Source organism: Microbacterium saccharophilum, from assembly GCF_007992455.1.
Classification (GTDB): domain Bacteria; phylum Actinomycetota; class Actinomycetes; order Actinomycetales; family Microbacteriaceae; genus Microbacterium; species Microbacterium saccharophilum.
In genome coordinates, this window is the sequence record NZ_BKAH01000017.1 from 20092 (window position 1) to 46307 (window position 26216).

A 26216-nucleotide genomic window follows, 5' to 3' on the forward strand; every position below is an offset into this window, starting at 1 on the left:
AAGTGCACAGCCGCGATGCTCCCAGGATTCTCCTGCTCGTGCGGTGTGTATGGTGTGCTTCGGAGAAAGGACGGCCCGTGGCAGACGGCAAGAAGCTCGTCATCGTCGAGTCCCCGACGAAGATGAAGTCGATCCAGGGATACCTGGGCGACGGGTACGAGGTGCTCAGCTCGGTCGGTCACATCCGTGACCTGGCCAATAAGAAGGACATCCCGGCCGAGTTGAAGAAGACGTCGGTGGGCAAGTACTCCATCGACATCGAGAACGACTTCACCCCTCTCTATGTGGAGAGCGATCGCGGCAAGAAGACGGTCGCCGAGCTCAAGCGCGCGCTCAAGACCGCCGACGAACTCCTGCTCGCCACCGATGAGGACCGCGAGGGCGAAGCCATCGCGTGGCACCTGCTCGAGGCGCTCAAGCCCAAGGTCCCCGTCAAGCGCATGGTGTTCCACGAGATCACCAAGGATGCGATCCGTGCCGCCGTCGACAACACCCGCGAGCTCGACCTCGCCCTCGTCGACGCGCAGGAGACCCGCCGCATCCTCGACCGTCTCTACGGCTGGGACGTCTCCGACGTCACCCGGCGCAAGGTCGGCCAGGGCACATCCGCCGGGCGCGTGCAGTCCGCCGCGACGCGCCTCGTCGTCGACCGCGAGCGCGAGCGCATGGCGTTCGTGTCCGCCTCGTACTGGGACGTCGAGGCCGTCGCCGCGAAGGACGCCGAGGCCTTCTCGACCCGCCTCGCCCGCCTCGACGGCGCGCCGCTCGCACGCGGCACCGACTTCGACGACGCCGGTCAGCTGAAGAAGGCCGTCGTCGTCGTCACCGAGGAGCAGGCCCGCGCCCTCGCCGCGGCCCTCGAAGCCGCCGGCACCGCGACGGTCGTCTCGGTCGAGGCGAAGCCCGGATCCCGCAGCCCCAAGCCCCCGTTCACCACGTCGACCCTCCAGCAGGAGGCCGGTCGCAAGCTCTCGATGAGCGCCAAGCACGCCATGGGCGTCGCGCAGCGGCTCTACGAGAAGGGCTACATCACGTATATGCGCACCGACTCGACGGCGCTGTCGGCGCAGGCCGTCACGGCGGCGCGCGAGCAGGCCGTCGCGCTGTACGGCGACAAGGCCGTCCCCGCGAACCCGCGCAGCTACCGCAACAACAGCAAGAACGCGCAGGAGGCGCACGAGGCGATCCGCCCCTCGGGCGAGAGCTTCCGGACGCCCGCGTCCGTGGCATCCGGTCTCGACCGCGACGAGCTGCGACTGTACGACCTCATCTGGAAGCGCACCGTCGCGAGCCAGATGTCCGACGCCAAGTACGAGACCACGACCGTCACGCTCGACGCACAGGCCGGCACGCAGGTCGCGACCTTCACGGCATCCGGCACCGTCTACACCTTCAAGGGCTTCCTCGAGGCGTACGAGGAGGGCCGCGACGAGAAGCGCGGCGACGCCGACAAGGCGGAGGACCAGTCCCTCCCCATCGTCGCGGTCGGCGATGAGCTGCGTCTGCGCGACATCGAGCCCAAGGGCCACGCGACGAGCCCGAAGCCCCGCTACACGGAGGCGTCGCTCGTCAAGGCGCTCGAGGAGAAGGGCATCGGCCGTCCCTCGACCTTCGCGAGCATCATCGACGTGATCCTCGACCGCGGCTACGTCAGCAAGCGCGGCCAGGCGCTCGTGCCGAGCTGGCTGGCGTTCAGCGTCATCCGCCTCCTCGAGGAGCACTTCAGCGAACTCGTCGACTACGACTTTACCGCCGCGCTCGAAGACGACCTGGATGCCATCGCCCGCGGCGAGCAGGATCGTGCGGCGTGGCTGCGCGAGTTCTACTTCGGCTCGGACGACCACCGGGGGCTCCGCAACATCGTCGACAACCTCGGCGACATCGACGCCCGCGAGATCAACTCGACGCCCATCGGCGACGTCGCGACGCTGCGGTTCGGCAAGTACGGCCCCTACCTCGAGGTGCCCGGCGACGAGGAGACCCCGCGCCGCGTCAACGTGCCGGAGGACCTCGCTCCGGACGAGCTCACGCCGGAGAAGGCGCGCGAGCTCATCGATGCGCCGGTCGCCGGCGACCGCGTGCTGGGACAGAACCCGGACACCGGACGCGACATCGTCGTGAAGGACGGCCGCTACGGCCCGTACCTCGAGGAGGTGCTCCCGGAGACGGAGGCGCCTGCCGAGGATGCGCCGAAGAAGCGCGGTGCGAAGAAGGATGCCGCTCCCAAGCCCCGCCGCGCCTCGCTGTTCAAGAGCATGTCGCCCGACACCATCGACCTCGAGACCGCGCTGAAGCTGTTCGCGCTGCCCCGCACCGTCGGCACCGACCCGGAGACCGGCGACGTCATCACGGCGCAGAACGGCCCCTACGGCCCGTACCTGAAGAAGGGGACGGACTCCCGGAACATCGGCAGCGAGGACCTCATCTTCGAGATCTCGCTGGAGCAGGCGCTCGAGATCTACAAGCAGCCGAAGTACGGCAACCGCGCCGCGTCCAGCGCCCTCAAGGAGTTCGAGGCCGACCCGGTCAGCGGCAAGCCGATCAAGATCAAGGACGGCCGGTTCGGCGCGTACGTCACCGACGGGACGACGAACGTCACGATCCCGCGGGGTCAGATGCCCGACGACATCACGTTCGAGATCGCCGTGCAGATGCTCGCCGACAAGCGCGCCAAGGGTCCCGCCCCCAAGCGCACGACGACCCGCAAGGCGCCGGCCCGCAAGCCCGCCGCGAAGAAGTGACCGGCCTCTGGATCACGTTCGAGGGCGGTGACGGGTCGGGCAAGACGACCCAGGCCGCGCTCCTCGAGCAGTGGCTCAGCGAGCAGGGACGCACCGTCGTGCGCACCCGCGAGCCCGGCGGCACCGACGTCGGCGTGCTGATCCGCGACATCGTCCTGCACCACCGCGGCGACATCGCGCCCCGCGCCGAGGCGCTGCTGTATGCCGCCGACCGCGCACACCACGTCGCGACGCTCGTGCGGCCGGCGCTGGAGCGGGGCGACGTCGTGATCCAGGACCGCTACCTCGACTCCTCGGTCGCCTATCAGGGCGCGGGGCGGGTGCTGGATGCCGGCGAGGTCCGGGACCTGTCGCTGTGGGCGACCGGCGGCGCGCTGCCGGACGTCACCGTGCTGCTCGACCTGGATCCCGCCGCCGCGCGGGCGCGATTGGATGCTGCCGACAAGCCCTTCGACCGGCTCGAGGCCGAGAAGGCCGAGTTCCACGAGCGCGTGCGTGCGGCGTTCCTCGAGCTGGCGGCATCCGAACCGGAGCGGTTCCTCGTGCTCGACGCGTCGCTTCCCGTCGAGGAGATCGCCGCCGCCGTCCGCGACCGCGTCGCCGGCGCCCTGCGCTGAGCCGGCGCCGGGCGGGGCGCCACGTTCATCCGCGGCGAATCGCGGGTCCGTGGGGCCCGCACCCGCACTTCGGCACGGGCGAAGGGTGGGGATGCGGGAGGCCGCTGCCCGGCCGATCTTCATCCGCGCCGAATCGCGGGTCCGCGGGCCCCGCACCCGCACTTCGGCGCGGGCGAAGCGCAGGGCCGATCTTCATCCGCGCCGAATGGCGGGTCCGCGGGTCCCGCACCCGCACTTCGGCGCGGGCGAAGGGTGGGGATGCGGGAGGCCGCTGCCCGGCCGATGTTCATCCGCGCCGAATGGCGGGTCCGCGTCGGACACACCCGCACTTCGGCGCGGATGAAGAGACCACCGAGCCATCCTGAGCCCGGGCCCGGAACCGCCCCCGAAGCCTCCTGCACAGGCGAGCGCAGGCGCGGCGGGGTCGGTACCAGCGCCTAGGCTGGTCGGCATGGAGTCCGCCCCCCTCGTCCACGACCTGCCGTGGACCGACGTGTGGGGTCAGGACGCCGCGGTCGCCCAACTCCAAGCCGCCGCCGACGACCCCACCCAGCTCGCGCACGCGTGGCTCATCACCGGCCCGCCGGGCTCCGGCCGGTCGACCCTCGCCTACGCGTTCGCGGCCGCGCTCATCGCCGAGCCCGGCGACGACAACGCCATGCGGCAGGTCCTCGCGGGCACGCACCCCGACCTCACGGCGCTGCGCACCGAGGGCGTCATCATCTCCATCAAGGACGCCCGCGCCCTCGTCGAGCGCTCCTACTTCTCGCCGTCGCTGGGTCGCCACCGGGTGATCGTCATGGAGGATGCCGACCGCATGGTCGAGCGCACCAGCAACGTCCTGCTGAAAGCCCTCGAAGAGCCGCCGGAGGGCACCGTCTGGATCCTCTGCGCGCCGAGCGACGCCGACCTCCTCCCGACGATCCGCTCCCGCGTCCGCATCCTCCGCCTCCGCGAGCCCGATGTCGACGACGTCGCCCGGCTCATCGTGGCCCGCACGGGCGTCGACGAGGTCACGGCCGAGCAGTCCGCCCGGCTCGCGCAGCGCCACATCGGGATGGCGCAGCGCCTCGCGACCGACGCCGATGCCCGTGCCCGCCGCGACGAGACGCTGCGCGCCGTCCTCCGCGTCCGGGGGGTCGGCGACGCCGTCGAGGTCGCCGCGCGCATCGTCGCCCTCGCCACCGACGACGCCAAGGCGCTCACCGCCGAACGCGACGAGGCCGAGCGCGAGTCGCTGCTCCGCACCCTCGGCATCGCGCCCGGTGCGGCCGTGCCGCCGGCCGTCCGCGGCCAGCTGAACGCCCTCGAGGACGACCAGAAGCGTCGCGCCACGCGGAGTCTCCGCGACGGCATCGACCGCGTGCTCACCGACCTGGAATCGATGTACCGCGACACGCTCATGCTGCAGCTGCGCCCCGACGCCGACCTCATCAACCGGGAGATCGCCGACGACCTCGCCGCCCTCGCGAAGGCGTGGACGTCGCGGCGCACGCTCACCGTGCTGGACCAGATCTCCACCACCCGGACGAATCTCGAGGGCAACGCCGCACCCGCGCTGGCCCTCGAGAGCATGCTCGTGACCGTCGCGAGCGGAAGGACCCCGTGAACCGCCGAGCCCGCGCCCTCGCCGCCTTCGTCGCCCTCGTCGTGGCGGGCACGACCCTCACCGCGTGCGTGATCCGCGGCGACACCGACGACACCCCCGCCCCGGCCCGCACCCCGAGCACGGAGGGCATCGCGGCAGACCTGCTCCCGTTCTACGGGCAGGAACTCGACTGGACCCCGTGCGAGGGCGCCGACGAGGGAAGCTACCACTGCACGACCGTCACGGCGCCGCTGGACTGGTCGGCTCCGGATGCCGGTGAGCTCGAGCTCGCCGTCATCGTCCGGAGCGCCGGCAGCGGCGAAGCGGCGGCATCCCTGCTGACCAACCCGGGCGGGCCCGGCGCGAGCGGGTACGACCTCGTCGCCGACTCCGCCGTCTTCGCGGTGGGCGACACGCTCGCAGACGCCTTCGACGTCGTCGGCTTCGACCCGCGCGGTGTCGGGCGCTCCACCGCGGTCACCTGCTTCGACGCCGACGCCATGGACGCCTACCTCTTCGACATCCCCGCCGACCCGCGGGGCAGCGCCGCCTGGGAGGCGGAGCTCACGCAGCGCAACGAGGAGTTCGCCGCGGCCTGCGAGGCCGGCAGCGACGGCATCCTGCCGTTCATCACCACCGTCAACGCCGCCCGCGACATGGACCTGCTGCGCGCGGTCCTCGGCGACGACAAGCTGACATACCTCGGCTACTCGTACGGCACATTCCTCGGCGCCACGTACGCGCAGCTGTACCCCGACCGCGTCGGCCGTCTCGTGCTCGACGGGGCGATCGACCCGTCGGTATCCGGCCTCGACGTCGGCACGACCCAAGCCATCGGCTTCGAGTCCGCGCTGCGCGCGTACATGGCCGACTGCCTCAGCCAGCGCGAGTGCCCGTTCCGCGGCACCGTCGATGACGCGATGGCCGACCTCGGCACGCTGCTCGCCGGCGTCGACAAGACACCGCTGCGCAACGGGGACGGGCGGATGCTGGGAGCGGACTCGCTCATGACCGGCATCATCGCGGCGCTGTACTCCCAGGACAGCTGGAGCTATCTCAGCCAGGCCCTCGGCCAGGCGCTGAGCGGCGACCCCGAGCTCGCCTTCTTCCTCGCCGACTTCTACTACAACCGCAGCGAGTCCGGGTACGAGGACAATTCCACCGAGGCGTTCCGCGCCTACAACTGCATGGACTACCCGCTCGAGACCGACGCGGGCGCCGAGGCGGCGGCCGAGGCGCTCATCGCCGAGAAGGCGCCGACGATCGCGCCCTACTGGACCGGTGTCGACGCGTGCGAGGTGTGGCCCTACCCGCCGACCGGGACCCGCGGGCCCATCGCCGCCGAGGGCGCCGCGCCCATCGTCGTCCTCGGCACGACGAACGACCCCGCGACGCCGTACGCATGGTCGATGTCCCTGGCCGAGCAGCTCGCCTCCGGCGTCCTCGTCACCCGTGAAGGGGAGGGGCACACCGGCTTCAACAAGGGCAACGACTGCGTCGACGACGCCGTCGAGACCTACCTGCTCGAGGGCACGGTGCCGACGGACGGCCTCGTCTGCCGCTGACGGCCCGTGCGCGACCGCGCCGCGAGGGCGGGCGTTACCGCCGCAGGACCCGCCGGGCCAGCGCGTTGCCGAAGAACTGCACGCCCTGCACGATCACGATGATGATGAGCACGGCCGCCCACGTGACCCACGGGTTGAACTGCTTGAACCCGTAGACGATGGCGAACTCGCCGAGGCCGCCGGCCGCGACGGCACCGGCCATCGCGGTCATGTCCACGAGCGCCACGACGACGAAGGTGTACCCGAGCACGAGCGGGCCGAGGGCCTCCCGCGGGACGAGGCGGAAGAGGATCCGCGAGCGGCTCGCCCCGGCGGCGCGTGCCGCCTCGATGACGCCGGGACGCACGGTGAGGAGGTTCTGCTCGACGATGCGGCTGATCGCGAAGAGGGACGCGATCGTGATGGCGAAGATCCCGAAGGTCACGCCGATGCCGGGGATGCCGACCCCCCGCGCCAGCGGCTGCACCGCGGCGAGCAGGATGATGAACGGGATCGGGCGGATCGTGTTGACGAGGACGTTCAGGATGCCGAAGACGACCTTGTTCGGGAACAGGCTCCCGGCCCGCGTGGCGTACAGCGCCATCCCGAGCACGAGGCCGCCGAGGCCGCCCAGCACGAGGGCGAGCGAGGCGACGTAGAGCGTCTCGGCGGTGGCCGCCCAGAGCTCGGGCAGCAAGTCGATGAGCCTATCCATGGACGGCCTCCTCTTCGTGCAGGGGGGCGAAGGCGGATGCCGCGTCGATGGCGCGCTGTACGGCCTCCGGTGGGCCGGAGAGGCCGAGCGTCAGATGCCCGAACACGCGTCCGCGGATGTCGTTGATGCCGCCGTGCACGACCTCGAAGCGCACGCCCTCCGCGGCGAGCGCCGCGAACACATCGCCCTGCGCGCCCTCGCCGTCGCGCACCCGGAAGGTGACGATGCGGCCGGGGTGGCGCTCCCGCAGCGTCTGCAGCTGCGCCCCGACCGGCACCTCCTCGATGATGCTGGCGACGAAGCGGCGGGTCGCGGGATGCTGCGGCGACGCGAGGATGTCGAACACGGCCCCTTCTTCGATCACGCGCCCGCGCTCCATCACGACGACGCGGTCCGCGATGCTGCGGATCACCTCCATCTCGTGCGTGATGACGAGGATCGTGATGCCGAACTCGACGTTGACCCGCTTCAGGAGAGCGAGTACCTCCTGTGTCGTGTCGGGGTCGAGGGCGCTCGTGGCCTCGTCGGCGAGGAGGATGCGCGGGCTCGTCGCGAGGGCGCGGGCGATGCCGACGCGCTGCTTCTGGCCGCCGGAGAGCTGCTCGGGGTGGCTCCGGGCCTTGTCGGCGAGGCCCACGAAGCGCAGGAGCTCCTCGACGCGGGCGCGGATCTCGGCGCGCGGGCGCCCCGCCACTTCGAGCGGATAGGCGACGTTGCCGGCGACGGTGCGCGAGTCGAAGAGGTTGAACTGCTGGAAGATCATGCCGATGTCGCCGCGGAGCCGGCGCAGGTCGCGTTCGCGCAACCGGGTGATGTCGGTCCCGTCGATCTCGACGGCGCCCGCGGTCGGCGTCTCCAGTGCGTTGACGAGCCGCAGCACGGTGCTCTTGCCCGCACCGGAATAGCCGATGATGCCGCAGATCTCGCCCGCCTCGACGGCGAGCGACACGTCGTCGACGGCGGTGACGGGCGCGGCATCCTTGCCGGCGGGCGGGAAGGTCTTCGTCACGCCGGTCAGGCGGATGAGCGTCATGGCTGCTCCTCGACAGTGCTGCGAGCGGGGTACGGCGGGAACGCGTGTGCGGCCCGGTCACAGGACCGGGCCGCACACGAAGGGGTCTTACTGCTTCGCGCGGATGTCGTCCTGCACGTCGTTCAGCGAGGCGACGAGGTCGGCGACCGGGGTCTTCACGAGGACCGCGGTGCCGCCGGAGACCTCGAGCACGCCGTCCTGGACGGACTGGGTCTCCTGGAAGATCTCGACGAGCTTGAGGTACGTCGGGTTCTCGGCGTCCTCCGCCTTCGCGGCGAAGATGTTGATGTACGGGAACGCGGCCGGGTCGGACGGGTCGTCCTGCGCCAGCAGCTCGTCCTCGGTGAGGCCCGACTTCGTCACGAAGTCGTTGTTGACGATGGCGCCGGCGAAGTCCGGCAGCGACGACGCGGTGAAGTCCGCGTCCACGGCCTCGACCTTGACGGTCGACGCGTCGGCGTCGATGTCGGCGACGGTCGAGAAGATCGACCCGCCGTCCTCGAGCTCGATGAGCCCGGCGGACTGCAGCACCAGCAGCGCGCGCGCCTGGTTGGACTCGTCGTTCGGGACCGCGATGGTCTCGCCCTCGGGGATGTCGGCGACGTCGTCGTACTTCGTCGAGTACAGGCCCAGCGGGTAGATCGCCGTGGCGCCGATCGGCTGCAGGTCGTCGTCGGCGGCGACGTTGTAGGTGGCGAGGTAGATGATGTGCTGGAACTGATTGAGGTCCAGTTCGCCCGCCGAGACGGCCGGGTTCGGCTGGTCGTAGGAGGTGAAGTCGACGATCTCGACCTCGATGCCCTCTTCCGCGGCAGCCTCGGTATACAGCTCCCAGTACGGGTCGCCCGCGCCGACGACGCCGATGCGGACGGGGCCCGTGGTCTCGGCGTCATCCGCGCCGTCGGCGGCGGAGGACGTGCCGGCGCAGGCGCCGAGCGCGAGTGCGAGGGGGAGGAGGAGGGCTGCTGCGGACAGCGACTTCTTGGACATGTGGTGCTCCTTGGAGGTTCAGGGCACCACGTCGGCGCGGAGATGCCGGGGGGATCGGCCGACCGCGACTCGCCTCGTCGCGGTGCCTCAACGACCGTACGTCGACCGCGATGCGACGGCTATTCGGGCGTAACAGTCCGACACCGGGATGGTCCGCCGGGTGGTTCGCGGCGCCCCGGGGAACACTGTAAGATCGTTGATCGTGCATCGTGCAAGCGAAGCGCGCCACCTTAGCTCAGACGGCAGAGCGATTCACTCGTAATGAATAGGTCAAGGGTTCGATTCCCTTAGGTGGCTCCGAATGGACACCGCCCTCGACATCGTGCTCGAGGTCTTCTCGTGGCTCGGCTTCGGCGCAGGCCTTCTCCTGGGCGTCGTCGCCGTCATCCTGTGGGCGGCGGACGGGACCTGGCTGCCCGCCGACGCCCTCGTCGATCACGAGGACGACGGCACCGTCGTCCGATGGTTCGACGCCGACGGGGATGCCAACGCCGCGCACCCCTCACCCGCGGAGGCGCAGCACCTCGTCGGCGCCGATCGCGCGCCGATCTGGTATCGCCACGGCTGGCGGGGACGGATGCGGCTCACGCGGCGCGCACCGGGGTTCCGCGCCGTCGCGTGGGCAGCGGCGAGCATGCTGGCACTCGGGGTGGTGTCGCTCGCGACATCCTGGATCCTGCTCTTCGCGCGCGGCTGACCCGAGACGGCGGATCGGTGCGCCGCGGGTCAGCCGATCGCGAGCAGCGCGCCGGCCGCGAGCGCCAGGGTGAGCCCGACCCACTGGATGCGCGCGATGCGCTCCCCGAGCACGATCGCGGCGAGCAGCACCGTCCCCGCCGGGTACAGCGCAGTGAGGGCGGCGACGACGGCGAGATCGCCGTCGGAGCGGAGGGCGAGGAGCAGCAGCACGTTCGCGGTGGCGTCGACGAGTCCGCACGCCAGGGCGATCGTCCACGCCCGGCCCGCCATCATCCCTCGCCCGGCACCGCCGCGTGCCGACCCGAGTGCGGCGCCGGCCCGCACGCCGCCCCGCCGTGCGGCGACCACCGCGATCACGACGATGGTGCCGGTGATGAGGACGTTGACGCCACGGTTCAGCAGCAGCGGCACGACGCCGCTCGCCTGACTCGTCTGGTCGATGAGGATGAGGAACGCGCCGATCGACAGGCCGGAGCCGACCGCCATGACGAGTCCCCGTGCGCTCGGGCGGGCGATGGCCTCACCGGGCAGGAACGCGACGAGCACGACGGCGATGAGGGCCAGAGCGAGCCCGGCGTAGCCGATGCGCGTCAGTCGCTCCCCGCCGATGAGGATTCCCCACAGCATCGGCGCGATCGCGGAGACCACGGCGGTGACGGGGGAGAGGATGCTCATCGGCCCGATCGCGAGGCAGGCGTAGAGGAGGCCGATGGCGGCGGCCCCGGTCACGCCGGACAGCGCACCCCACAGGGCGTCCTCCGACGACCACGCCCCGCCGAGCACCGGATATGCCAGCGCGAGCAGGAGGAGGCCGGAGAGGGCGGAGACCGCCGTCACCGCGACAGGTCGGACACGTCGCGCCGCGAGGCCGCCGAGGAAGTCCGCCGCCCCGTAGACGAGAGCCCCTACGAGGGCGAGGAGGGCGGCGATCATGATGGCGCCAGCCTAGAGCCGATTGGCAAGAGCCGAGATTGCTAGATAAGCTAGCAATATGGCGAAGCACCTGAAACCGTCCCGTTGGCTGCGGATCGGCATCCCCCTGCTCCTGGTCCTCATCTGGACCGCGGGCGGTGCGATCGGCGGACCGTACTTCGGGAAGGTCAGCGAAGTCGCCACGAACGACCAGTCCACCTTCCTCCCCTCCAGCGCCGAGGCGACACAGGTGCAGGAGCGACTGTCCGACTTCACCGGCGGCGACACGATCCCCGCCCTCGTCGTGATCTCCGGGGACGAGGAGCTCGACGCCGACCAGCTCGCCGAGCTCGCCACCCTCGCGGAGGAGATCGGCGGCATCGACGGCGTCGGCGAGATCTCGCCCCCCATCCCGTCGGAGGACGGCGAAGCGGTGCAGATCTTCGTGCCGCTGGACTCCTCCGGCGAGATCGGCGACCTCGTCACCGAGGTGCGCGAACTCGTGCAGGAGAACGTCCCCGCTGGTCTCGAAGGCTGGGTCACCGGGCCCGCCGGCTTCACCGCCGACCTCGTCGAGGGCTTCACGGGTATCGACGGGCTGCTCCTGATCGTGGCGCTCGGTGCCGTCTTCGTCATCCTCGTCATCGTCTACCGGTCGCCGCTGCTGCCCGTCCTCGTCCTCATGACCTCGCTGTTCGCGCTCTGCGTCGCGCTGCTGACGGTGTGGTGGCTCGCGAAGGCCGACATCGTCGTGCTCAACGGTCAGGTCCAGGGCATCCTGTTCATCCTCGTGATCGGCGCCGCCACCGACTACGCGCTCCTGTACGTCGCCCGCTTCCGGGAGGCGATCGGGGGAGGGCTCCGTCGATGGGATGCCACGGTCGCGGCCTGGAAGGGCGCGTTCGAGCCCATCCTCGCCTCCGGCGGCACCGTCATCGCCGGCCTCCTCTGCCTGCTGCTGAGCGACCTCGCCAGCAACCGCGCGCTGGGGCCCATCGCCTCCATCGGCATCGCCTTCTCGATGCTGTCTGCGCTCACCTTCCTCCCGGCGCTGATGGCGCTGACGGGGCGCGCCGCGTTCTGGCCCTTCATCCCGAAGACGGCGGGCGTGGTGCTGCCGAAGGACTTCACCCAGCCGGTCAAGGGGTTCTGGGCCCGCCAGGCACGCCTGGTCGCGCGGCACTCCCGCCCGGTGTGGATCGTCTCCACGCTCGTGCTGCTCGTGATGGCGGCCGGCGCCTTCCAGCTCAAGGCCGACGGCGTGCCGGCGAGCGAACTCGTCCTCGGCACCTCCGAGGCCCGCGACGGCCAGAAGGTGCTCGCCGAGCACTTCCCGGCCGGCTCCGGCAGCCCGGCCTACGTCATCGTCGAGGAAGATCGCCTCACGGATGCCGTCACCGTGCTGGACGACGCGGACGGCGTCGACTCCGTCGCCGCCGTCTCCGAGGACTCCCCGACCGGTCAGGCGCCCATCGAGCTGCAGGACGGCGTGGCCGTGCTCACGGCCTTCGGCCCTCCCGGAACCCCCGCGCCCGAGCCCACCGTCTCCGACGGGGACGTGCTCCTGGCCGTCACCCTCGCCGACGAGGCGGACTCCCTCGAGGCCGAGCAGACCATCCGCGACCTCCGCGAGGCGTTCGCGGGCGAACTCGGCGACGGCGTCGCGCTGACCGGCGGCACGACCGCGGTCGATCTCGACACCAACGACACGTCGATCCGCGACCGGACGGTGATCATCCCGGTGATCCTCGTCGTGGTGCTGATCATCCTCATGCTGCTGCTCCGCGCGATCGTGGCACCGGTGATCCTGATCCTCAGCGTCATCGTGTCGTTCGGCGCGGCGCTGGGGGTGAGCGCCCTGGTCTTCAACAACGTGTTCCAGTTCCCGGGCGGTGACCCCGCCGTCCCGCTGTACGGATTCGTGTTCCTCGTCGCCCTCGGCATCGACTACAACATCTTCCTCATGTCACGGGTGCGCGAGGAGTCGCTCAAGCACGGAACACGGTCCGGCATCCTGCGCGGACTCGTCGCGACCGGCGGCGTCATCACCTCCGCCGGGCTCGTCCTGGCGGCGACGTTCGCGGCCCTCGGGGTCATCCCGATCCTGTTCCTCGCGCAGCTGGCGTTCATCGTCGCGTTCGGCGTGCTGCTCGACACGTTCGTCGTGCGCTCGCTGCTCGTGCCGGCCCTGTCGTACGACATCGGCCGGAAGATCTGGTGGCCCTCGAAGCTGTCGCGCTTCGCCGGCGACGAAGACACCGTCGCAGCGAGCGACGAGCCGGAGGAGATGACCCGCGCGGAGTACCGGCGTACGCTCGAAGAATGACCAGAGCGCTGTTCATCGTCGATGTGCAGAACGACTTCACGGAGGGCGGTGCCCTCGGCGTCGACGGCGGTGACGCCGTGGCCGAGGGCATCACGTCCTACCTGAAGGATCATGCGGGGGAGTACGCCCTCATCGTGGCCTCGCGGGACTGGCACGACGCGGACTCGGACAACGGCGGGCACTTCTCCGCAGAGCCCGACTTCGCCGGGACCTGGCCCGTGCACTGCGTCGCCGACACCGACGGCGCCGCGTACGACCCGGGCCTGGACACCTCCGCCGTCACCCACCACGTGAGGAAGGGGCAGGGCAAGCCCGCCTACTCCCTCTTCGAAGGGGTGACGGATGCCGGTGAGGCCGTCGGCGACCTGCTCGCCGCGCACGGCGTCGTCGACGTGGACGTCGTGGGGATCGCGACGGACTACTGCGTGAAGGCCACCGCGATGGATGCCATCGAGCACGGCCGGCACGTCCGCATCCTCACCGACCTGGTCGCCGGCGTCGCCCCGGAGACCAGCGATGCCGCCCTCGCCGAACTCGCCCACGCGGGTGCCGAACTGCAGGAGAGTGCCCGATGAGTCCTCAGGTGGCCCCCGGGTGGTACCCCGACCCGACCGACCCGTCGCGCGTGCGCTGGTGGGATGGGTCGTATTGGGGTCAGCAGACCGCGCCGGCGGGGACTCCCGCGGCAAGCGCCGCGCCGGTGGCGGACGCGGTGCCGGCGGTGGACGTCGCACCTGCCTACCCCGTGCAGACGCCCGCACCGTCGTACGCTCAGCAGGCGCCGGCGCCGTCCGTGACGCCGTGGCCCAGCGCCGCACCCGCGGTGGCGCGCACCGGCCCGTCCGCGCCGGGTGCCGCGACCGACACCATCTGGATCTACCTCGCGATCATCGCCGGCACGCTGCCGATGTTCACGATCTTCCTCATGGACTGGGATGGCTACCTCGACGTCATGGTGGAGATGTCCGGGCGCCCGTCGGCCGATGCCGGCAGCGCCATGGTGAGCTGGGTCGGCGGCATCCTGCTGATCACGCTGCTGTCGTACGTCTTCCTGGGGTTGTCCATCCTGTTCGCGTGGCTCGACTGGCGCGAACTCCGCAAGCGCGGCGTCGAGAAGCCCTTCCACTGGGCGTTCGCCTTCTTCGCCCTCATGGTGTCCATCGGCGTCTACGTCATCGGCCGCACGGTCGTCCTGAAGCGGGAGACCGGTAAGGGCCTCACGGCACTGTGGGTGTGGATCGGCGTGACCGTGCTCGGCTTCGTCGTCATCACCGTGTGGAGCATCACCTTCACGCAGCAGCTGATCGAGCGCATCCCGGTCAGCTGACCGGCACCCGCCGGTCACCGGGGGATGGTCGGCGCTCCGGCGGATTCGCCGCACGCCTCGCCTCCGAGCCCGTCCGGTGGCCGGTGCGAGGATGGGCAGGTGCACACACTTCGCCGCGTCGTGCTGACCGTGGCCCTCCTCAACCTCGCGTACTTCTCCGTGGAGTTCGCTGTCGCCATCGCGATCGGCTCCGTGTCGCTCTTCGCCGACAGCGTCGACTTCCTCGAGGACGCCCTGATCAACCTGCTGATCTACGCGGCGCTGCCGTGGAGCGCCGCACGCCGCCGCACCGTCGGATCCGTGCTCGCGTTCGTGATCCTCATCCCCGCCGTCGCCACCGTCTGGGCGGCGGTCGCGAAGGCCTTCGACCCGTATCCGCCCGCGCCGCTCCCGCTCACTCTCACGGCTGCGGGAGCGCTCATCGTGAACCTCACCGCCGCCCTGCTGCTGGTGCGCCACCGCCACCACAGCGGAAGTCTCACGAAAGCCGCGTGGCTGTCCGCCCGCAACGACGCGTTCGCGAACGTCGCGATCATCGCCGTGGGCCTCCTCACGATCTGGTTCGCCACCGGATGGCTCGACATCATCGCCGGGGTCGCGATCGGCATCCTCAATGCCGATGCGGCCCGCGCGGTCTGGAACGCCGCACGACGCGAGGTCGATCCCGCACCCTGACCCCGCGCGTCTCGGCCGCGATCCGCGCCGCCCGGGTGACGCTCGGGGACCTCTCAGCGAGCGCATCGGAGGATCCCGTATCGTTGCCGGCATTCCAGGGGGAGTACTCCGGCACGGTCGGCCCGTCACTACGGATGCACATCGCATTCCGGGTCACCGGTCCTCGGTCACGAGGATGGAGAAGACCTTGGCGCTGATCCGCTCACGCCGACGTCAGGACACTCCCCATGAACATCACTCCGCTCATCTGGGTCATCACGATCGCGGTCACCATCGCGTTCTTCGTCTATGAGTTCTTCGCGCATGTGCGCAAGCCGCACGAGCCGAGCATCGGCGAGGCGGCGCGCTGGTCGGCCTTCTACATCGGTCTCGCGCTGCTGTTCGGTGTCGGCGTCGGCATGGCGTCGGGGTGGACGTACGGCGGTGAGTACTTCGCCGGCTACCTGACCGAGAAGGCCCTGTCGATCGACAACCTCTTCGTCTTCCTCATCGTCATGGCGAGCTTCGCGGTGCCGAAGATCTACCAGCAGAAGGTGCTGATGATCGGGATCGTCATCGCGCTCATCATGCGCGGCCTCTTCATCGCGGTCGGTGCCGCCCTCATCGAGAACTTCTCCTGGGTCTTCTACGCGTTCGGGGCGCTGCTGCTCTTCCTCGCCTACCGCCAGGCGTTCGCGCATGGCGACGCCAACCCGGCGGAGGGCCGGTTCATGCGCGCCGTTCGGCGGGTGCTGCCGGTGAGCGACGAGTACGACGGCGACCGGCTGACCATCGCCCGGGACGGGCGGCGGTTCGTCACTCCGATGCTGCTCGTGATCGTCGCGATCGGGTTCGTCGACCTCATCTTCGCCGTCGACTCGATCCCGGCGATCTACGGCCTCACGAACGAGGCGTACATCGTCTTCACCGCCAACGCCTTCGCGCTCATGGGTCTCCGGCAGCTCTACTTCCTGATCGGCGGTCTGCTAGAGCGGCTCGTGTACCTCGCGCAGGGACTCGCCGTCATCCTGGCGTTCATCGGCGTGAAGCTCCTCATCCACGCCCTGCACAAGAACGAGCTGCCGTTCATCAACGGCGGCGAGCCGATCACGGTGATCCCCGAGATCCCGATCTGGCTGTCGCTGCTCTTCATCGCCGCGACCGTCGCCGTGGCCACCGCTTCCAGCCTCGTCAAGACCCGCGGGGACCGCCTTCGCGAGCCGGAGGATGCGCTGACGGACCAGTCCCGTGATGCGTCCGACTTACGAAGCCGGCACCGGAAATGAGACAATGGATGCTGCCGCGCTCGCGGATGTCGACCCCCCCCGCCCTTGCGGGAACGACGCATCCGCGTGCCCGCCCGGACCATCACCGGCGTGCTCGTCGTGATCGGATTCCGACAGTTCCCGCCACGCAGGTGGTGGATGGCGGGTCGACCGTCGAGGCAAGGTCAGGAGACTGTCCCTGTCCAGCCGCAGATGTCGAGTAAGGCGCTCACGCGCACTACGAGGGACCTCACGCATGTTCACCCAAGGCCAGACGATCGTACACCCCCATCACGGCCCCGCCGTCGTTCGCGCCATCGTCCACCGGACGGTGCGCAACACATCGGTCGCCTACCTCGAACTCGCTGTCCTCGACTCGAAGCTCATCGTGAGCGTGCCCGTCGACCGGGCCGATGCCGTCGGGTTGCGGGCGGTGATGTCGCCCGAGGAGATCGAGGCGCTGCTCGCCGTCGTGCGGGCGCCGTCCGGCCCCGAGGTCGCTCAGTGGTCCCGGCGCTTCAAGGAGAACCGTGAGCGGCTGCGCACCGGCGACATCTTCACGCACGCCGCGATCGCCCGCGACCTCACGCGACGACTCGAATCCAAGGGGCTCTCGCAAGCCGAGCGCGACATGCTGCGCGAAGCTCGCAGGCCCATCGCCGTCGAGGTGTCGCTGTCGCTCGGCATCCCGATCGACGAGGCGGAAGGCATGCTGCACGCGGTCCAGGTGGAGGGCGCAGCAGCGGCCTGAGGGCGCGGTCAGGGCGCGGACCCGCTGTGGTCCGCGACATCGGGCTCGGCCCGGAGGATGTCCGCGATCTCCTCTTCGGGCCGAGGAGCGACGCTCTCGTCCTCCTCGAGCTCCGGAACCGTCGGCTCGCCGGGCGCAGGGACGTGGTGCTCGTGGTGCGATTCGGACGTCATGGCGCGATCCCTTCGTTCGTGGACTCCGTGCCCCGGCGCGGGGATCTCGAGCAGGTGCAGGAAGTCCTCGAACAACCCCACCATGTCGACGGCGTCGGGGTCCAGGAGCCACTGCAGCTGCAGGCCGTCCATCATGGCCGTGACGAGCTGACCGACGCGGCGCGGGTCGAGGTCGCGACGCATCTCGCCGCTGTCCTGCAGACGGGAGAAGGACGCGTCATCCTGGTGGCGGATCTGCCGGTATCGCTCGCGGAACGACTCATGAGCCGGATGCTGCGGATCCGTCGCCTCCGCCGACAGCACGACGTGCAGGGCGACGAGGCCGGGGGACTGGGCGTTGCGGGCGACCTGGTCGCGCATCGTGTCGACGAATCCGACCCCCGCGGCCTCTGATGCCTCGCGGCGCACGCGATCCATCTCGTCTCGCTCGGCGATGGTGGCGGCCAGCAGCCCCACCTTCGAGCCGAAGTGGTGCAGGAGCCCCGCGTCGGAGATGCCGACGCGGCGCGCGATCTCGCGCAGCGAGGTACCGCGGTACCCCTGTTCGCCGAAGACCTCGACCGCCGTCGACAGGATCCTCGTCCGCCGTTTGTCGCCTCGCACCTTCCGGAGGTCGGTGCGCGCGGCCATCGCGGCCGGTGGATGTTCGTCGGTCATACGCCACTCCCTTGCGAGCGTTTCGATCTGAGTCTATGGTGAACAAACTAAGCGAGCAGTCGCTAGGTTACTTTGACCGGGTGGCGCAGCCGCCACACTCAATGAGGAGGACCCCATGAAGATGGGACGCAAAGCGGTCGCGATCGGAGCGATCGGCATCGCGAGCATGCTGGCCCTGTCCGGATGCGGCCGCGCAGACGACGCAGGCACCGGCGGCGACGCCGAGGCCGGCACGATCGACGACGCACCTGCCACCGGTGAGATCACGATCTGGGCGATGGGCGAAGAGGGCGAGAACCTCGGCGACTTCGCGGACGCCTTCATCGAAGACAATCCGGATGCGAGCGTCACGGTCACCAACATCCCGTGGGCCGACGTCATGACGAAGTACCAGACCGCGGTCGCCGCGGGCACGGTGCCGGATGCCATCATGATCGGCTCATCCCTGCTGCCCTCGATGGTCGCCGCCGGGGGCCTCGCACCGGTCCCCGACGGCGTGGTCGACGAGGACACGCTCAACGAGACGGCCGCGGAGTCTGTCATCGTCGAAGGCACCGCGTACGCCGTGCCGTGGTACGTGGAGACCCGTGTCATGTACTATCGCACGGATCTCGCCGAGAAAGCCGGTGTCGAGCCGCCCGCCACATGGGACGATCTCACGGCGTTCGGTGAGGCGATGAAGGCCAACGGCGCGGACTACGGCATCCAGCTGCCGATGGGCGACGCGGAGGACTCCACCCAGGTCATCCTGCCGTTCTACGCGCAGGCCGGTGGCGAGGTGCTGAACGACGACGGTGACGCCTACGCCTGGGATGAGGCAGCGCTGACCGACGCGCTGGAGTACTACGCCTCGTTCTTCACCGAGGGCCTCGCACCCATGTCCGGCTACGGCGATGCGCAGACCGCGGCGTTCGCCGACGGGTCGAATCCGTCGTTCATCTCCGGTCCGTGGATGATCGGTGTGCTCGGTGACCAGGAGTCCCCCGAGTGGGTCGACGCGAACGTCGGCACGGCCCCTGTGCCCGCCGGCGCCGACAACAACGACTCCTACCTCGGTGGTGGACACCTCGGCGTGTTCGAGGATGCCGAGAACGCGGACGGCGCGTGGAAGCTCATCCGCTGGCTGTCCGACGCCGACACGCAGCAGGCCTGGTTCGAGCAGGTGAACGCCCTTCCCGCCGTCAGTTCTGCACTGGACGCGGAGCCGTTCACGTCGGACCCGCGCCTCACGGTGCTCAACGACCAGCTCGAGAACACCGTCGCGCCGCCGTCGGTGCCGAGCTGGAACGAGATGTCGGCCTTCATCGAGACCGAGGCCGAGAAGGTCGCCAACGGCAGCAGTGCCGCGGACGCGGCTGGGGCGATCATCGCCAAGGCCGAGTCCCTCGGCACGGGCTGGTAAACACGATGGCGCTCGCGTCGACGAGCGCGGCTGGGCGGCGAGGAGGATTCGCCGCCCAGCGGCGCCGCACCGCGGTGGCGGCCTGGCTGTTCGCCCTCCCGTTCGTCGCGATCTTCGCGGTGTTCATGCTGGGGCCGCTGATCGGCTCGTTCGCGATGTCGTTCACCGATCTCGGTGTGAAGGATCTGCGGACACCGTTCTCCGTCAACCCCGTCGGGTTCGACAACTTCGTCGCCCTTTTCCAGGACGAGCTGTTCGTCAAGTCGATCTTCAACACGTTCTACTTCGTCATCGTCGGCATCCCGCTGACGATGGCGGCGGGGCTGCTCCTCGCCGTCGCCCTCAACTCGGGCATCGAGAAGTTCCGGAGCGTCTACCGGGTCGGCTATTACACGCCGGTCGTGACCTCGATCGTCGCGGTCGCCGTCGTGTGGCGCTTCATCCTGCAGGACTCCGGCCTCGCGAACACCGTCCTCTCCTGGGTGGGCATCGACGGCCCGGACTGGCTCAACGATCCGTTCTGGGCCATGCCCTCGATCATCGCGATGGGTGTCTGGCGGAACATGGGCACGCTCATGATCATCTTCCTGGCCGGCCTCCAGGCCGTGCCGCGGGAGCTCTACGAAGCCGCCGAGGTCGATGGCGCGGGATCGTGGCGGAGGTTCACCGGCATCACCCTGCCGCTCATGCGCCCGACGCTCCTCCTCGGGGCCGTCCTGCTGTCGGTCGGGTTCCTGCAGGTGTTCGAGGAGCCGTTCGTCATGACCCAGGGCGGGCCGCTGAACTCGACCCTCTCCATCAGCTACTACGTCTACAACCAGTTCGGCTACGGCGACTACTCGCTGGCATCCGCTGCCGCCTACGTGCTGTTCGCCTTCATCGCGGCGCTCTCGGCCGTGCAGTTCCGCCTGCTGCGCTCGAAGGACAACTGACATGGCCACCATCACGAACGCACCCGTCACGCTGCCCGCGGCGGCGGAGACCCGCCCGCCGGGTCGCAGCCGCCGCCCCGCCTGGTCGCGCGCCGCGACGTACATCGCGCTGACCATCGGGCTCATCGTGACCCTGATGCCCTTCATCTGGATGCTGCTCGGCAGCTTCAAGACGCAGGGCGAGCTCCTGCAGCGCCCCATCACGTGGTGGCCCGAGCAGGCGACGCTCGACAACTACTCGCGTTGGCTGACGCAGCTGGACTACGGGCAGTTCTTCTTCAACTCGGTGTTCGTCGCTCTCGTGGTCGTGCTCGGCAACATCGCGTTCTGCTCGATGGTCGCGTACGCCCTCGCGAAGATGCAGTTTCCCGGCAAGAAGGCGCTGTTCCTCCTCGTGCTGCTGACGCTCATGGTGCCGGGCGTCGTGACTCTCGTGCCGATGTTCGTCCTCGTGGCCAACATGGGGCGCGTCGACACCTATCCGGCCCTGATCCTGCCGTTCCTGGCCGGTCCACTGGGCGTCTTCCTCATGCGGCAGTTCATCATGGGCGTCCCGGACGCACTGCTCGAGGCGGCGCGGATCGACGGGGCGGGGGAGTTCCGCATCTTCCTCCGCATCGTCATGCCGCAGTGCGGCCCGGCGATCGCGACGCTCGCGATCCTCACCTTCCTGGGCTCGTGGAATAACTTCCTGTGGCCCCTCGTGGTGGCCCAGACCGAGAAGATGTACACCCTGCCGGTCGCGCTGTCGCTGTACTCGGTCGGATCGAACGGCACCTTCTACGGCCTGCTGATGGCCGGGTCGGTGCTCGTCGTCACGCCGATCCTCATCCTGTTCCTCTTCCTCCAGCGCTACTTCGTGCAGGGAATCGCCATGACCGGGCTCAAGTGAGCTCAGACAAGGACCCATCCATGACCACGCTCACCTTCCCGGACGGATTCCTGTGGGGCGCCGCGACCGCGGGCCACCAGATCGAGGGGGGCAACGTGAACAGCGACTGGTGGCCGCGCGAGGTCGCCCCGGGCACCGACATCCCGGAGCCCTCCGGCGATGCCGCCGACAGCTACCACCGCTACCGGGAAGACATCACCCTCCTCGCCGAGGCGGGCCTGGACACCTACCGCTTCTCGCTGGAGTGGTCGCGCATCGAGCCGGAGGAGGGGATGGTCTCCCGTGCGGCGCTCGACCACTATCGCCGCGTCATCGACTGCTGCCACGAACTCGGCGTGAACGCGGCCGTCACGATCTACCACTTCACGACCCCGCGCTGGTTCGCCGATGACGGCGGCTGGCGCAACCCTGCATCCGTCGATCGCTTCGCGCGCTTCGTCGAGATCGTGCTGCCGCTGCTGCACAGTGCCTCACACGTGTTCACGATCAACGAGCCCAACATCCTCGCGATGATCTTCGCAGGCAAGGAGGGCAACCAGCAGATCCAGGCCGGCGCCCTTCCCGAACCGGATGCCGTCGTCACGGAGCACATCATCGCCGCCCACCACCGGGCCGTGGAACTCGTGCGCACGACGGGCCGCCCCGTCGGCTGGCCCGTCGCGCCGCAGCAGTTCTTCGCCGATCCCGGCGCCGAAGAAGTCTTGCGGGCGTACGCGTATCCGCGCGAGACGATCTTCCTCGAGGCGTCACGCGGCGACGACTTCATCGGCGTGCAGGCGTACACGCGCACGCGCATCACGCTCGACGGGCCGCTTCCTGCGCCGGATGACGTGGAGCAGACCCTCACCGGCTGGGAGTACTACCCGCCGGCCATCGCCGAGGCTGCGCGGCTCGCGCATGACATCACCGGCCTGCCGGTGTTCGTCTCCGAGAACGGCATCGCGACCGCCGATGACGCCCGGCGCATCGACTACACCCGTGGCGCCCTGCAGGCCCTGCATGCCGAGATCGCCGCCGGGCTCCCCATGATCGGCTACCTGCACTGGTCACTGCTCGACAACTACGAGTGGGGGTCGTACGCTCCCACGTTCGGCCTCATCGCGTGGGACCGCGAGACGTTCGCGCGGCGTCCCAAGCCGAGCCTGGCGTGGCTCGGGGGCGTCGCGAAGGCGAATGCGGTCGAAGTCGACTGAGCGGCCGCGGTCTTGGGTGATGAGCGGCATCGTCAGCATCGAGCTGCTGCTGGACCCCGAATCCGAGGAGCTCGTGCGCGTGGAGTGGGAGCGCCTGGCGGCTGCCGGCCTCTCCGTGCGGGGCGGCATACCTCCCCGAGCAACAGGCCGCACGTGACGCTGCTGGTGCGCCCTGCGCTGCCGCCGACGCGGTTCGAGGCTGCGCTCGCCGCCTTGCCGATCGCGCTGATGCTCGCCGAGCCCATCGTCTTCCGGCACGGCGACCGCGGCGTGCTGGCTCGGCGGATCGTGCCGACGGAGGAACTGCTGAGCTTCCACCGCGCCGTGCACGCTGCCGCCTTGCCAGGAGACGATGCCGCACACACGAAGCCCGGCGAGTGGACGCCGCATGTCACCCTGGCCAGACGCCTGCGGCTCGATGCGCTCGATCAGGCGCTCCGGCTCGTCGGTCCGCCGCATGCGGGTACCGGCATCGCCCTGCGCCGGTGGGACTCGGCGACGCGTGAGGTCACGCCGATCGGGTGAACCGGTGGATGGTGACCCCGTCATCGTGCCAGCGGCACACCCAGCCGGCAGGGTTCTTGCACCGGTGAGACCGTTCAGTCCGGAACGTACTTGAACGAGAGCTGGATCCGCGCCCGGAACAGCAGCGCCCCGTCCTCGCCCACCACGACGTCCTGCTTCGTGACCTCGGCCACGCGCAGGTCGTGCAGCGATCCGGCGGCCGTCGTGATGGCTTCGCGGGCCGCCTCCTCCCACGACGAGGCACTCGTGCCGATGACCTCGATCACTCGATAAACGCTCATCTCGACCCCTCCTTGCTCGATGCCGACACGCCCATACTGACCGCGGTCACGCACGGATGGAAGGGGCGCACCTGCGGTGCTGGGTATGCGAGGTCTCAGCCCATCCAGACGCCGCCGGAGTCCGGTCCGCGACGGTGATGCATCCTTCCACCATCGAGGGGCGCAGTCTCGTGCCCGGCAAGCGCGTGGATCCACGGTGGCTGCTGGTCCAGCGTCACCGACCCCGCACCGGTGGTGAAATACGCGACGACCGGAGGGCTCGCGACGAATTCCGCCGCGAGGCGAGGGGCAAGGGGAATGCCCACCAGCGCGGCGCGTGCGTGCAGGTTGCGCATGAGTCGCGCGAAGGCGTTCGGGTCGTCGGATGCCGGTTCCTGCGGCGGCACGGGGAGCCGGGCGCGCAGCTGGCCGACGATCTCGTCCTGCTGCGCGGGGGAGAGCCGCGTGAACGCGGCGGCGTACGCCCGGTCGGCGACACCGGTCGGGACGTTCCCCAGAACATAGGCGTACCGGGCGATCTGCTCGTCGTCGCTGATCTCACGCTGCGCCTGGCGCTTCTTCACTGCCCCTCCCGGCCGGTGTGGGTCAGCGTACGCCGGCCCGGGCGCGTGATCCACCGGCCCATCCCCGATCAGGTTCCGCAGAATGTGCGGTAGGCGCCGAAGGACTCCGGTGCCGGCGCCGCGTAACGCTCGAGCCCCGGACGTTCGACGTACGGGGCGGTGACGGCTCCGAGGAGTCGCTCGAAGGACCCCATGTCACCCGCGGCGGCGGCGTCGAGCGCCTCCTCCACGAGGTGGTTGCGGGGGATGTAGGCCGGGTTCACGGCGTCCATGGCGTCGGGGTCCGGACCCAGCGCGCGCCAGCGCTCTGCCCACGCGTCGAAACCTGCCAGATCGAGGAACATCCCCCGGACGGCTCGGTCATCGCCGGTGGCGGCTGTGCGGAGAGCTCGGAAGAACGACGTGTAGTCGACGCGGCTGGTCCCCATCAGGGCGATCAGCTCTTCGATCAGCGGCGTGGTCTCCGGGTCGGCTGCCCGGTCGCGCAGTCCGAGCTTCGCCCGCATCCCGGCCAGCCAGGCGGCGTTGTAGTGCTGACGGAACGCGGCGAGTGACTCCTGCGCGAGCGCGATCGCCGCCTCGGGTTCCTCGTGCACGGCGGGGAGCAGGGCTTCCGCGAATCGCGCCAGGTTCCATTCGGCCGCGAGCGGCTGATTGCCGAAGGCGTAGCGTCCGCCGGTGTCGATGGAGCTGTAGACGGCGGCGGGATCGAACGCGTCCATGAACGCACACGGCCCGTAGTCGATCGTCTCGCCCGAGATCGTCATGTTGTCGGTGTTCATGACGCCGTGGACGAAGCCGATCAGCATCCACTGCGCGATCAGGGACGCCTGGGCGGCGATGACCGCATCGAGAAGGGCCAGCGCCGGATTGTCCGCGTCGGACAGGAGCGGGTAGTGACGGTCGATCGCGTGCGCCGTCAGCCGGCGCAGCAGCTCCACATCGCCGGTCGAGGCCGCGTACTGGAAGCTGCCCACGCGGAGGTGACTGGATGCCACCCGGGTCAGCACGGCTCCCGGCAGCAGCGTCTCCCGCGCGACCTCGCGTCCCGTTGCGGTCACGGCCAGAGAACGCGTCGTCGGCACACCCAGCGCGTGCATCGCCTCGCTGACCAGATATTCGCGCAGCATCGGGCCGAGCACCGCCCGACCGTCGCCCGCGCGGGCGAAGGGGGTACGCCCGGAGCCTTTGAGGTGGATGTCGCGGAGTCGGCCGTGCGCGTCGACGACCTCGCCGAGGAGGAGCGCCCGCCCATCGCCGAGCACCGGGGAGTAGCCGCCGAACTGATGCCCGGCATACGCCTGCGCCACCGGTGCCGCCCCCTCCGGAACCAGGGTGCCGGTCAGGACCCGCACACCGTCGGCGCTGCGCAGAAAGACCGAATCCCAACCCAGCTCGGCGGCCAGCGGCTCATTCAGGACGAGCAGCCGCGCCGCGACGGGATCCTCCGCGCGCCACGCCACCGCCAGCTCCGGAAGCTCCCGAGCGAACCGGCTCTCCAGAGTCACGCTTGCCTCCGCTACGCCGCTCATCCCCACAACATAACTCCGCACCGGACCTGGAGGGGCCGCCGAGTGCAACCCCGCGCCCCGGTCTCACGGGGACCTGTCCGGCGCTCGTCACGGGACCTCGAGTCGGCGCCGCGCCTCGGTCAGCGCCGCCTCGAACACGTCCCTCTTCTCCTGGTCATCGGGTCGGTCGCGGCCCAGGATGAAGTTCTCTCCGGGGCGCGCGAGAGCCTCGACGGCATCCAGCGTCGAGCCGACGGCTCCTCTGGTCTGCGCGTCGGCGGCCAACGCCTTCGTCGACTTCCGGTAGCTCAACACCGCGACGATCAGCGCTCCGACGCCTGTCAGTGCGCCTATCAATGAGCCGATACTCGAGATCCAGTCCGTCACCGTTGGCATGGCGCAACAATAGCCACCCGTACTCAGATGGCTACCGCCAGCTCGCCCATTCCCATCGCGATGAGGAAAGACACGACCGCGAGCGCGAGGGAGACCAGCGTCATCGTGTAGCGCTCCGGCTTGCTTCGAGAGATGGCGTTCATCAGGATGCCGAGCACGAAGTAGGCGAAGATCACCCACATCGCGACCTCGGAGAACAGCTTCGGAAAGACATCGACGGCCCCCGCCCGGTCCCACGCGATGAGGCCGATGAGTCCGTAGATGAGGATCGAGACCGCGCTGCCGACGCGGAGACGCGCAGGCAGGACGCGGTGCCGGCCGCCCCACGCGAACCGGCCCAGGGGAGCGCCGAGGATCAGTGCCAGCTGGAACAGGGCGAGGAGGGCGAGGATCACGGTGAGCGCGAGCGCGAAAGGCATGGCTCTCACCGTAACGAGGGTGGGCCCCGTGGGGCTCGAACCCACGACCCGCGGATTAAAAGTCCGATGCTCTACCGACTGAGCTAGAGGCCCTCGGAACCCAGCCTAGC

The 26216-nt window shown here is 69.8% G+C and carries 27 protein-coding genes and 2 tRNA genes; 18 read left to right on the forward strand and 11 right to left on the reverse strand.

The features are described from left to right. The first annotated feature begins 77 nt into the window (after positions 1 to 77). The 4 genes from topA to MSA03_RS13070 all read left to right on the forward strand — a co-directional run bounded on the left by topA (position 78) and on the right by MSA03_RS13070 (position 6511). A complete protein-coding gene (gene topA / locus MSA03_RS13055; RefSeq protein ID WP_028494947.1) occupies positions 78 to 2741 on the forward strand; it encodes a type I DNA topoisomerase in 2664 nt (887 codons plus the stop codon). Beyond that, on the forward strand, positions 2738 to 3358 hold the full coding sequence (tmk, locus tag MSA03_RS13060) for a dTMP kinase (RefSeq protein WP_147051336.1): 621 nt from the start codon (positions 2738 to 2740) through the stop codon (positions 3356 to 3358). Before topA ends, tmk begins: the two co-directional genes overlap by 4 nt. 451 nt (positions 3359 to 3809) lie before the next feature. After that, positions 3810 to 4967, forward strand: a complete 1158-nt coding sequence (locus tag MSA03_RS13065; RefSeq protein WP_147051337.1) for a DNA polymerase III subunit delta' — start codon at positions 3810 to 3812, stop codon at positions 4965 to 4967. Beyond that, positions 4964 to 6511: an alpha/beta hydrolase gene (locus tag MSA03_RS13070; protein WP_147051338.1), complete on the forward strand. Its 1548-nt coding sequence runs from the start codon at positions 4964 to 4966 to the stop codon at positions 6509 to 6511. Before MSA03_RS13065 ends, MSA03_RS13070 begins: the two co-directional genes overlap by 4 nt. A 34-nt stretch (positions 6512 to 6545) precedes the next feature. Here the strand turns inward: MSA03_RS13070 and MSA03_RS13075 are convergent, their stop codons facing one another. The 3 genes from MSA03_RS13075 to MSA03_RS13085 all read right to left on the reverse strand — a co-directional run bounded on the left by MSA03_RS13075 (position 6546) and on the right by MSA03_RS13085 (position 9228). Beyond that, on the reverse strand, positions 6546 to 7205 hold the full coding sequence (locus MSA03_RS13075; protein ID WP_147051339.1) for an ABC transporter permease subunit: 660 nt from the start codon (positions 7203 to 7205) through the stop codon (positions 6546 to 6548). Further along, positions 7198 to 8238 carry a methionine ABC transporter ATP-binding protein gene (locus MSA03_RS13080; protein WP_147051340.1) on the reverse strand — a complete coding sequence of 347 codons (1041 nt, stop codon included), beginning with the start codon at positions 8236 to 8238 and terminating at the stop codon, positions 7198 to 7200. Before MSA03_RS13080 ends, MSA03_RS13075 begins: the two co-directional genes overlap by 8 nt. 87 nt (positions 8239 to 8325) lie before the next feature. Then, positions 8326 to 9228, reverse strand: a complete 903-nt coding sequence (locus tag MSA03_RS13085; RefSeq protein WP_028494953.1) for a MetQ/NlpA family ABC transporter substrate-binding protein — start codon at positions 9226 to 9228, stop codon at positions 8326 to 8328. Positions 9229 to 9452: 224 nt separating this feature from the next. On the opposite strand from MSA03_RS13085, the gene MSA03_RS13090 reads away from it, so the two are divergent. Further along, positions 9453 to 9525: transfer RNA gene (locus tag MSA03_RS13090), tRNA-Thr, on the forward strand. Positions 9526 to 9529: 4 nt separating this feature from the next. Then, positions 9530 to 9925 carry a hypothetical protein gene (locus MSA03_RS13095; protein ID WP_147051341.1) on the forward strand — a complete coding sequence of 132 codons (396 nt, stop codon included), beginning with the start codon at positions 9530 to 9532 and terminating at the stop codon, positions 9923 to 9925. Between the two features lie 29 nt (positions 9926 to 9954). Here the strand turns inward: MSA03_RS13095 and MSA03_RS13100 are convergent, their stop codons facing one another. After that, positions 9955 to 10860, reverse strand: coding sequence for an EamA family transporter (locus tag MSA03_RS13100; RefSeq protein WP_147051342.1), 906 nt, complete (start codon positions 10858 to 10860; stop codon positions 9955 to 9957). Positions 10861 to 10918: 58 nt separating this feature from the next. On the opposite strand from MSA03_RS13100, the gene MSA03_RS13105 reads away from it, so the two are divergent. From MSA03_RS13105 to MSA03_RS13130, 6 genes are all read left to right on the forward strand, one after another. Continuing rightward, positions 10919 to 13165 (forward strand): MMPL family transporter, encoded by a 2247-nt coding sequence (locus tag MSA03_RS13105; RefSeq protein WP_147051343.1) that lies wholly within the window; start codon positions 10919 to 10921, stop codon positions 13163 to 13165. After that, entirely contained in the window at positions 13162 to 13740 is a 579-nt protein-coding gene (locus MSA03_RS13110) for an isochorismatase family protein (protein ID WP_147051344.1), read from the forward strand. Before MSA03_RS13105 ends, MSA03_RS13110 begins: the two co-directional genes overlap by 4 nt. Further along, the gene (locus MSA03_RS13115) at positions 13737 to 14492 is read left to right on the forward strand and encodes a DUF2510 domain-containing protein (protein ID WP_147051345.1); all 756 of its coding nucleotides are present in this window, start codon (positions 13737 to 13739) and stop codon (positions 14490 to 14492) included. Before MSA03_RS13110 ends, MSA03_RS13115 begins: the two co-directional genes overlap by 4 nt. Positions 14493 to 14591: 99 nt before the next feature. Further along, positions 14592 to 15167 (forward strand): cation efflux transmembrane domain-containing protein, encoded by a 576-nt coding sequence (locus MSA03_RS13120; RefSeq protein WP_218028824.1) that lies wholly within the window; start codon positions 14592 to 14594, stop codon positions 15165 to 15167. A gap of 227 nt (positions 15168 to 15394) precedes the next feature. Further along, positions 15395 to 16432, forward strand: coding sequence for a TerC family protein (locus MSA03_RS13125; RefSeq protein ID WP_147051347.1), 1038 nt, complete (start codon positions 15395 to 15397; stop codon positions 16430 to 16432). A gap of 235 nt (positions 16433 to 16667) precedes the next feature. Continuing rightward, entirely contained in the window at positions 16668 to 17162 is a 495-nt protein-coding gene (locus MSA03_RS13130) for a CarD family transcriptional regulator (RefSeq protein WP_147051348.1), read from the forward strand. Between the two features lie 8 nt (positions 17163 to 17170). Here MSA03_RS13130 and MSA03_RS13135 read toward each other — a convergent pair whose 3' ends face one another. Beyond that, on the reverse strand, positions 17171 to 17992 hold the full coding sequence (locus MSA03_RS13135; RefSeq protein ID WP_244946428.1) for a TetR/AcrR family transcriptional regulator: 822 nt from the start codon (positions 17990 to 17992) through the stop codon (positions 17171 to 17173). A 115-nt stretch (positions 17993 to 18107) separates the two neighbouring features. Between MSA03_RS13135 and MSA03_RS13140 the strand changes: the two genes are divergently transcribed. From MSA03_RS13140 to MSA03_RS13160, 6 genes are read left to right on the forward strand one after another with little or no spacing between them, the layout of a single operon-like run. Next, on the forward strand, positions 18108 to 19394 hold the full coding sequence (locus MSA03_RS13140) for an extracellular solute-binding protein (protein ID WP_147051349.1): 1287 nt from the start codon (positions 18108 to 18110) through the stop codon (positions 19392 to 19394). Between the two features lie 5 nt (positions 19395 to 19399). Next, positions 19400 to 20326 carry a carbohydrate ABC transporter permease gene (locus tag MSA03_RS13145; RefSeq protein WP_147051350.1) on the forward strand — a complete coding sequence of 309 codons (927 nt, stop codon included), beginning with the start codon at positions 19400 to 19402 and terminating at the stop codon, positions 20324 to 20326. 1 nt (position 20327) lies between these two features. Beyond that, positions 20328 to 21218, forward strand: coding sequence for a carbohydrate ABC transporter permease (locus MSA03_RS13150; protein ID WP_147051351.1), 891 nt, complete (start codon positions 20328 to 20330; stop codon positions 21216 to 21218). Positions 21219 to 21238: 20 nt separating this feature from the next. Next, positions 21239 to 22411 (forward strand): glycoside hydrolase family 1 protein, encoded by a 1173-nt coding sequence (locus tag MSA03_RS13155; RefSeq protein ID WP_147051352.1) that lies wholly within the window; start codon positions 21239 to 21241, stop codon positions 22409 to 22411. Between the two features lie 19 nt (positions 22412 to 22430). Beyond that, positions 22431 to 22568 carry a hypothetical protein gene (locus MSA03_RS14585; protein ID WP_244946429.1) on the forward strand — a complete coding sequence of 46 codons (138 nt, stop codon included), beginning with the start codon at positions 22431 to 22433 and terminating at the stop codon, positions 22566 to 22568. Beyond that, positions 22565 to 22936, forward strand: a complete 372-nt coding sequence (locus MSA03_RS13160; RefSeq protein ID WP_244946430.1) for a 2'-5' RNA ligase family protein — start codon at positions 22565 to 22567, stop codon at positions 22934 to 22936. The genes MSA03_RS14585 and MSA03_RS13160 overlap by 4 nt, the downstream gene beginning before the upstream one ends. A gap of 74 nt (positions 22937 to 23010) precedes the next feature. Here MSA03_RS13160 and MSA03_RS13165 read toward each other — a convergent pair whose 3' ends face one another. From MSA03_RS13165 to MSA03_RS13190, 6 genes are all read right to left on the reverse strand, one after another. Continuing rightward, a complete protein-coding gene (locus MSA03_RS13165) occupies positions 23011 to 23217 on the reverse strand; it encodes a dodecin family protein (protein WP_036272127.1) in 207 nt (68 codons plus the stop codon). 95 nt (positions 23218 to 23312) lie between these two features. Continuing rightward, complete coding sequence (locus tag MSA03_RS13170) at positions 23313 to 23780, reverse strand: gluconate 2-dehydrogenase subunit 3 family protein (protein WP_147051353.1); 468 nt, start codon at positions 23778 to 23780, stop codon at positions 23313 to 23315. 68 nt (positions 23781 to 23848) lie between these two features. Beyond that, a complete protein-coding gene (locus tag MSA03_RS13175; protein ID WP_147051354.1) occupies positions 23849 to 25312 on the reverse strand; it encodes a protein adenylyltransferase SelO in 1464 nt (487 codons plus the stop codon). Between the two features lie 87 nt (positions 25313 to 25399). Next, positions 25400 to 25687, reverse strand: a complete 288-nt coding sequence (locus MSA03_RS13180; protein WP_028494969.1) for a hypothetical protein — start codon at positions 25685 to 25687, stop codon at positions 25400 to 25402. A gap of 23 nt (positions 25688 to 25710) precedes the next feature. Then, positions 25711 to 26106, reverse strand: coding sequence for a hypothetical protein (locus MSA03_RS13185; protein WP_147051355.1), 396 nt, complete (start codon positions 26104 to 26106; stop codon positions 25711 to 25713). Between the two features lie 20 nt (positions 26107 to 26126). Beyond that, positions 26127 to 26199, reverse strand: a tRNA-Lys gene (locus tag MSA03_RS13190). Positions 26200 to 26216 lie beyond the last annotated feature (17 nt).

What these genes read in the sequence shown, in the direction of transcription:
- MSA03_RS13065 (WP_147051337.1), top strand. Translation starts at nt 3,810, where the DNA reads ATGGAGTCCGCCCCCCTCGTCCACGACCTGCCGTGGACCGACGTGTGG.
- MSA03_RS13075 (WP_147051339.1), bottom strand. Translation starts at nt 7,205, where the DNA reads ATGGATAGGCTCATCGACTTGCTGCCCGAGCTCTGGGCGGCCACCGCC.
- MSA03_RS13080 (WP_147051340.1), bottom strand. Translation starts at nt 8,238, where the DNA reads ATGACGCTCATCCGCCTGACCGGCGTGACGAAGACCTTCCCGCCCGCC.
- MSA03_RS13085 (WP_028494953.1), bottom strand. Translation starts at nt 9,228, where the DNA reads ATGTCCAAGAAGTCGCTGTCCGCAGCAGCCCTCCTCCTCCCCCTCGCA.
- MSA03_RS13095 (WP_147051341.1), top strand. Translation starts at nt 9,530, where the DNA reads ATGGACACCGCCCTCGACATCGTGCTCGAGGTCTTCTCGTGGCTCGGC.
- MSA03_RS13100 (WP_147051342.1), bottom strand. Translation starts at nt 10,860, where the DNA reads ATGATCGCCGCCCTCCTCGCCCTCGTAGGGGCTCTCGTCTACGGGGCG.
- MSA03_RS13105 (WP_147051343.1), top strand. Translation starts at nt 10,919, where the DNA reads ATGGCGAAGCACCTGAAACCGTCCCGTTGGCTGCGGATCGGCATCCCC.
- MSA03_RS13110 (WP_147051344.1), top strand. Translation starts at nt 13,162, where the DNA reads ATGACCAGAGCGCTGTTCATCGTCGATGTGCAGAACGACTTCACGGAG.
- MSA03_RS13115 (WP_147051345.1), top strand. Translation starts at nt 13,737, where the DNA reads ATGAGTCCTCAGGTGGCCCCCGGGTGGTACCCCGACCCGACCGACCCG.
- MSA03_RS13125 (WP_147051347.1), top strand. Translation starts at nt 15,395, where the DNA reads ATGAACATCACTCCGCTCATCTGGGTCATCACGATCGCGGTCACCATC.
- MSA03_RS13130 (WP_147051348.1), top strand. Translation starts at nt 16,668, where the DNA reads ATGTTCACCCAAGGCCAGACGATCGTACACCCCCATCACGGCCCCGCC.
- MSA03_RS13135 (WP_244946428.1), bottom strand. Translation starts at nt 17,992, where the DNA reads ATGACCGACGAACATCCACCGGCCGCGATGGCCGCGCGCACCGACCTC.
- MSA03_RS13140 (WP_147051349.1), top strand. Translation starts at nt 18,108, where the DNA reads ATGAAGATGGGACGCAAAGCGGTCGCGATCGGAGCGATCGGCATCGCG.
- MSA03_RS13145 (WP_147051350.1), top strand. Translation starts at nt 19,400, where the DNA reads ATGGCGCTCGCGTCGACGAGCGCGGCTGGGCGGCGAGGAGGATTCGCC.
- MSA03_RS13150 (WP_147051351.1), top strand. Translation starts at nt 20,328, where the DNA reads ATGGCCACCATCACGAACGCACCCGTCACGCTGCCCGCGGCGGCGGAG.
- MSA03_RS13155 (WP_147051352.1), top strand. Translation starts at nt 21,239, where the DNA reads ATGACCACGCTCACCTTCCCGGACGGATTCCTGTGGGGCGCCGCGACC.
- MSA03_RS14585 (WP_244946429.1), top strand. Translation starts at nt 22,431, where the DNA reads ATGAGCGGCATCGTCAGCATCGAGCTGCTGCTGGACCCCGAATCCGAG.
- MSA03_RS13165 (WP_036272127.1), bottom strand. Translation starts at nt 23,217, where the DNA reads ATGAGCGTTTATCGAGTGATCGAGGTCATCGGCACGAGTGCCTCGTCG.
- MSA03_RS13175 (WP_147051354.1), bottom strand. Translation starts at nt 25,312, where the DNA reads ATGAGCGGCGTAGCGGAGGCAAGCGTGACTCTGGAGAGCCGGTTCGCT.
- MSA03_RS13180 (WP_028494969.1), bottom strand. Translation starts at nt 25,687, where the DNA reads ATGCCAACGGTGACGGACTGGATCTCGAGTATCGGCTCATTGATAGGC.
- MSA03_RS13185 (WP_147051355.1), bottom strand. Translation starts at nt 26,106, where the DNA reads ATGCCTTTCGCGCTCGCGCTCACCGTGATCCTCGCCCTCCTCGCCCTG.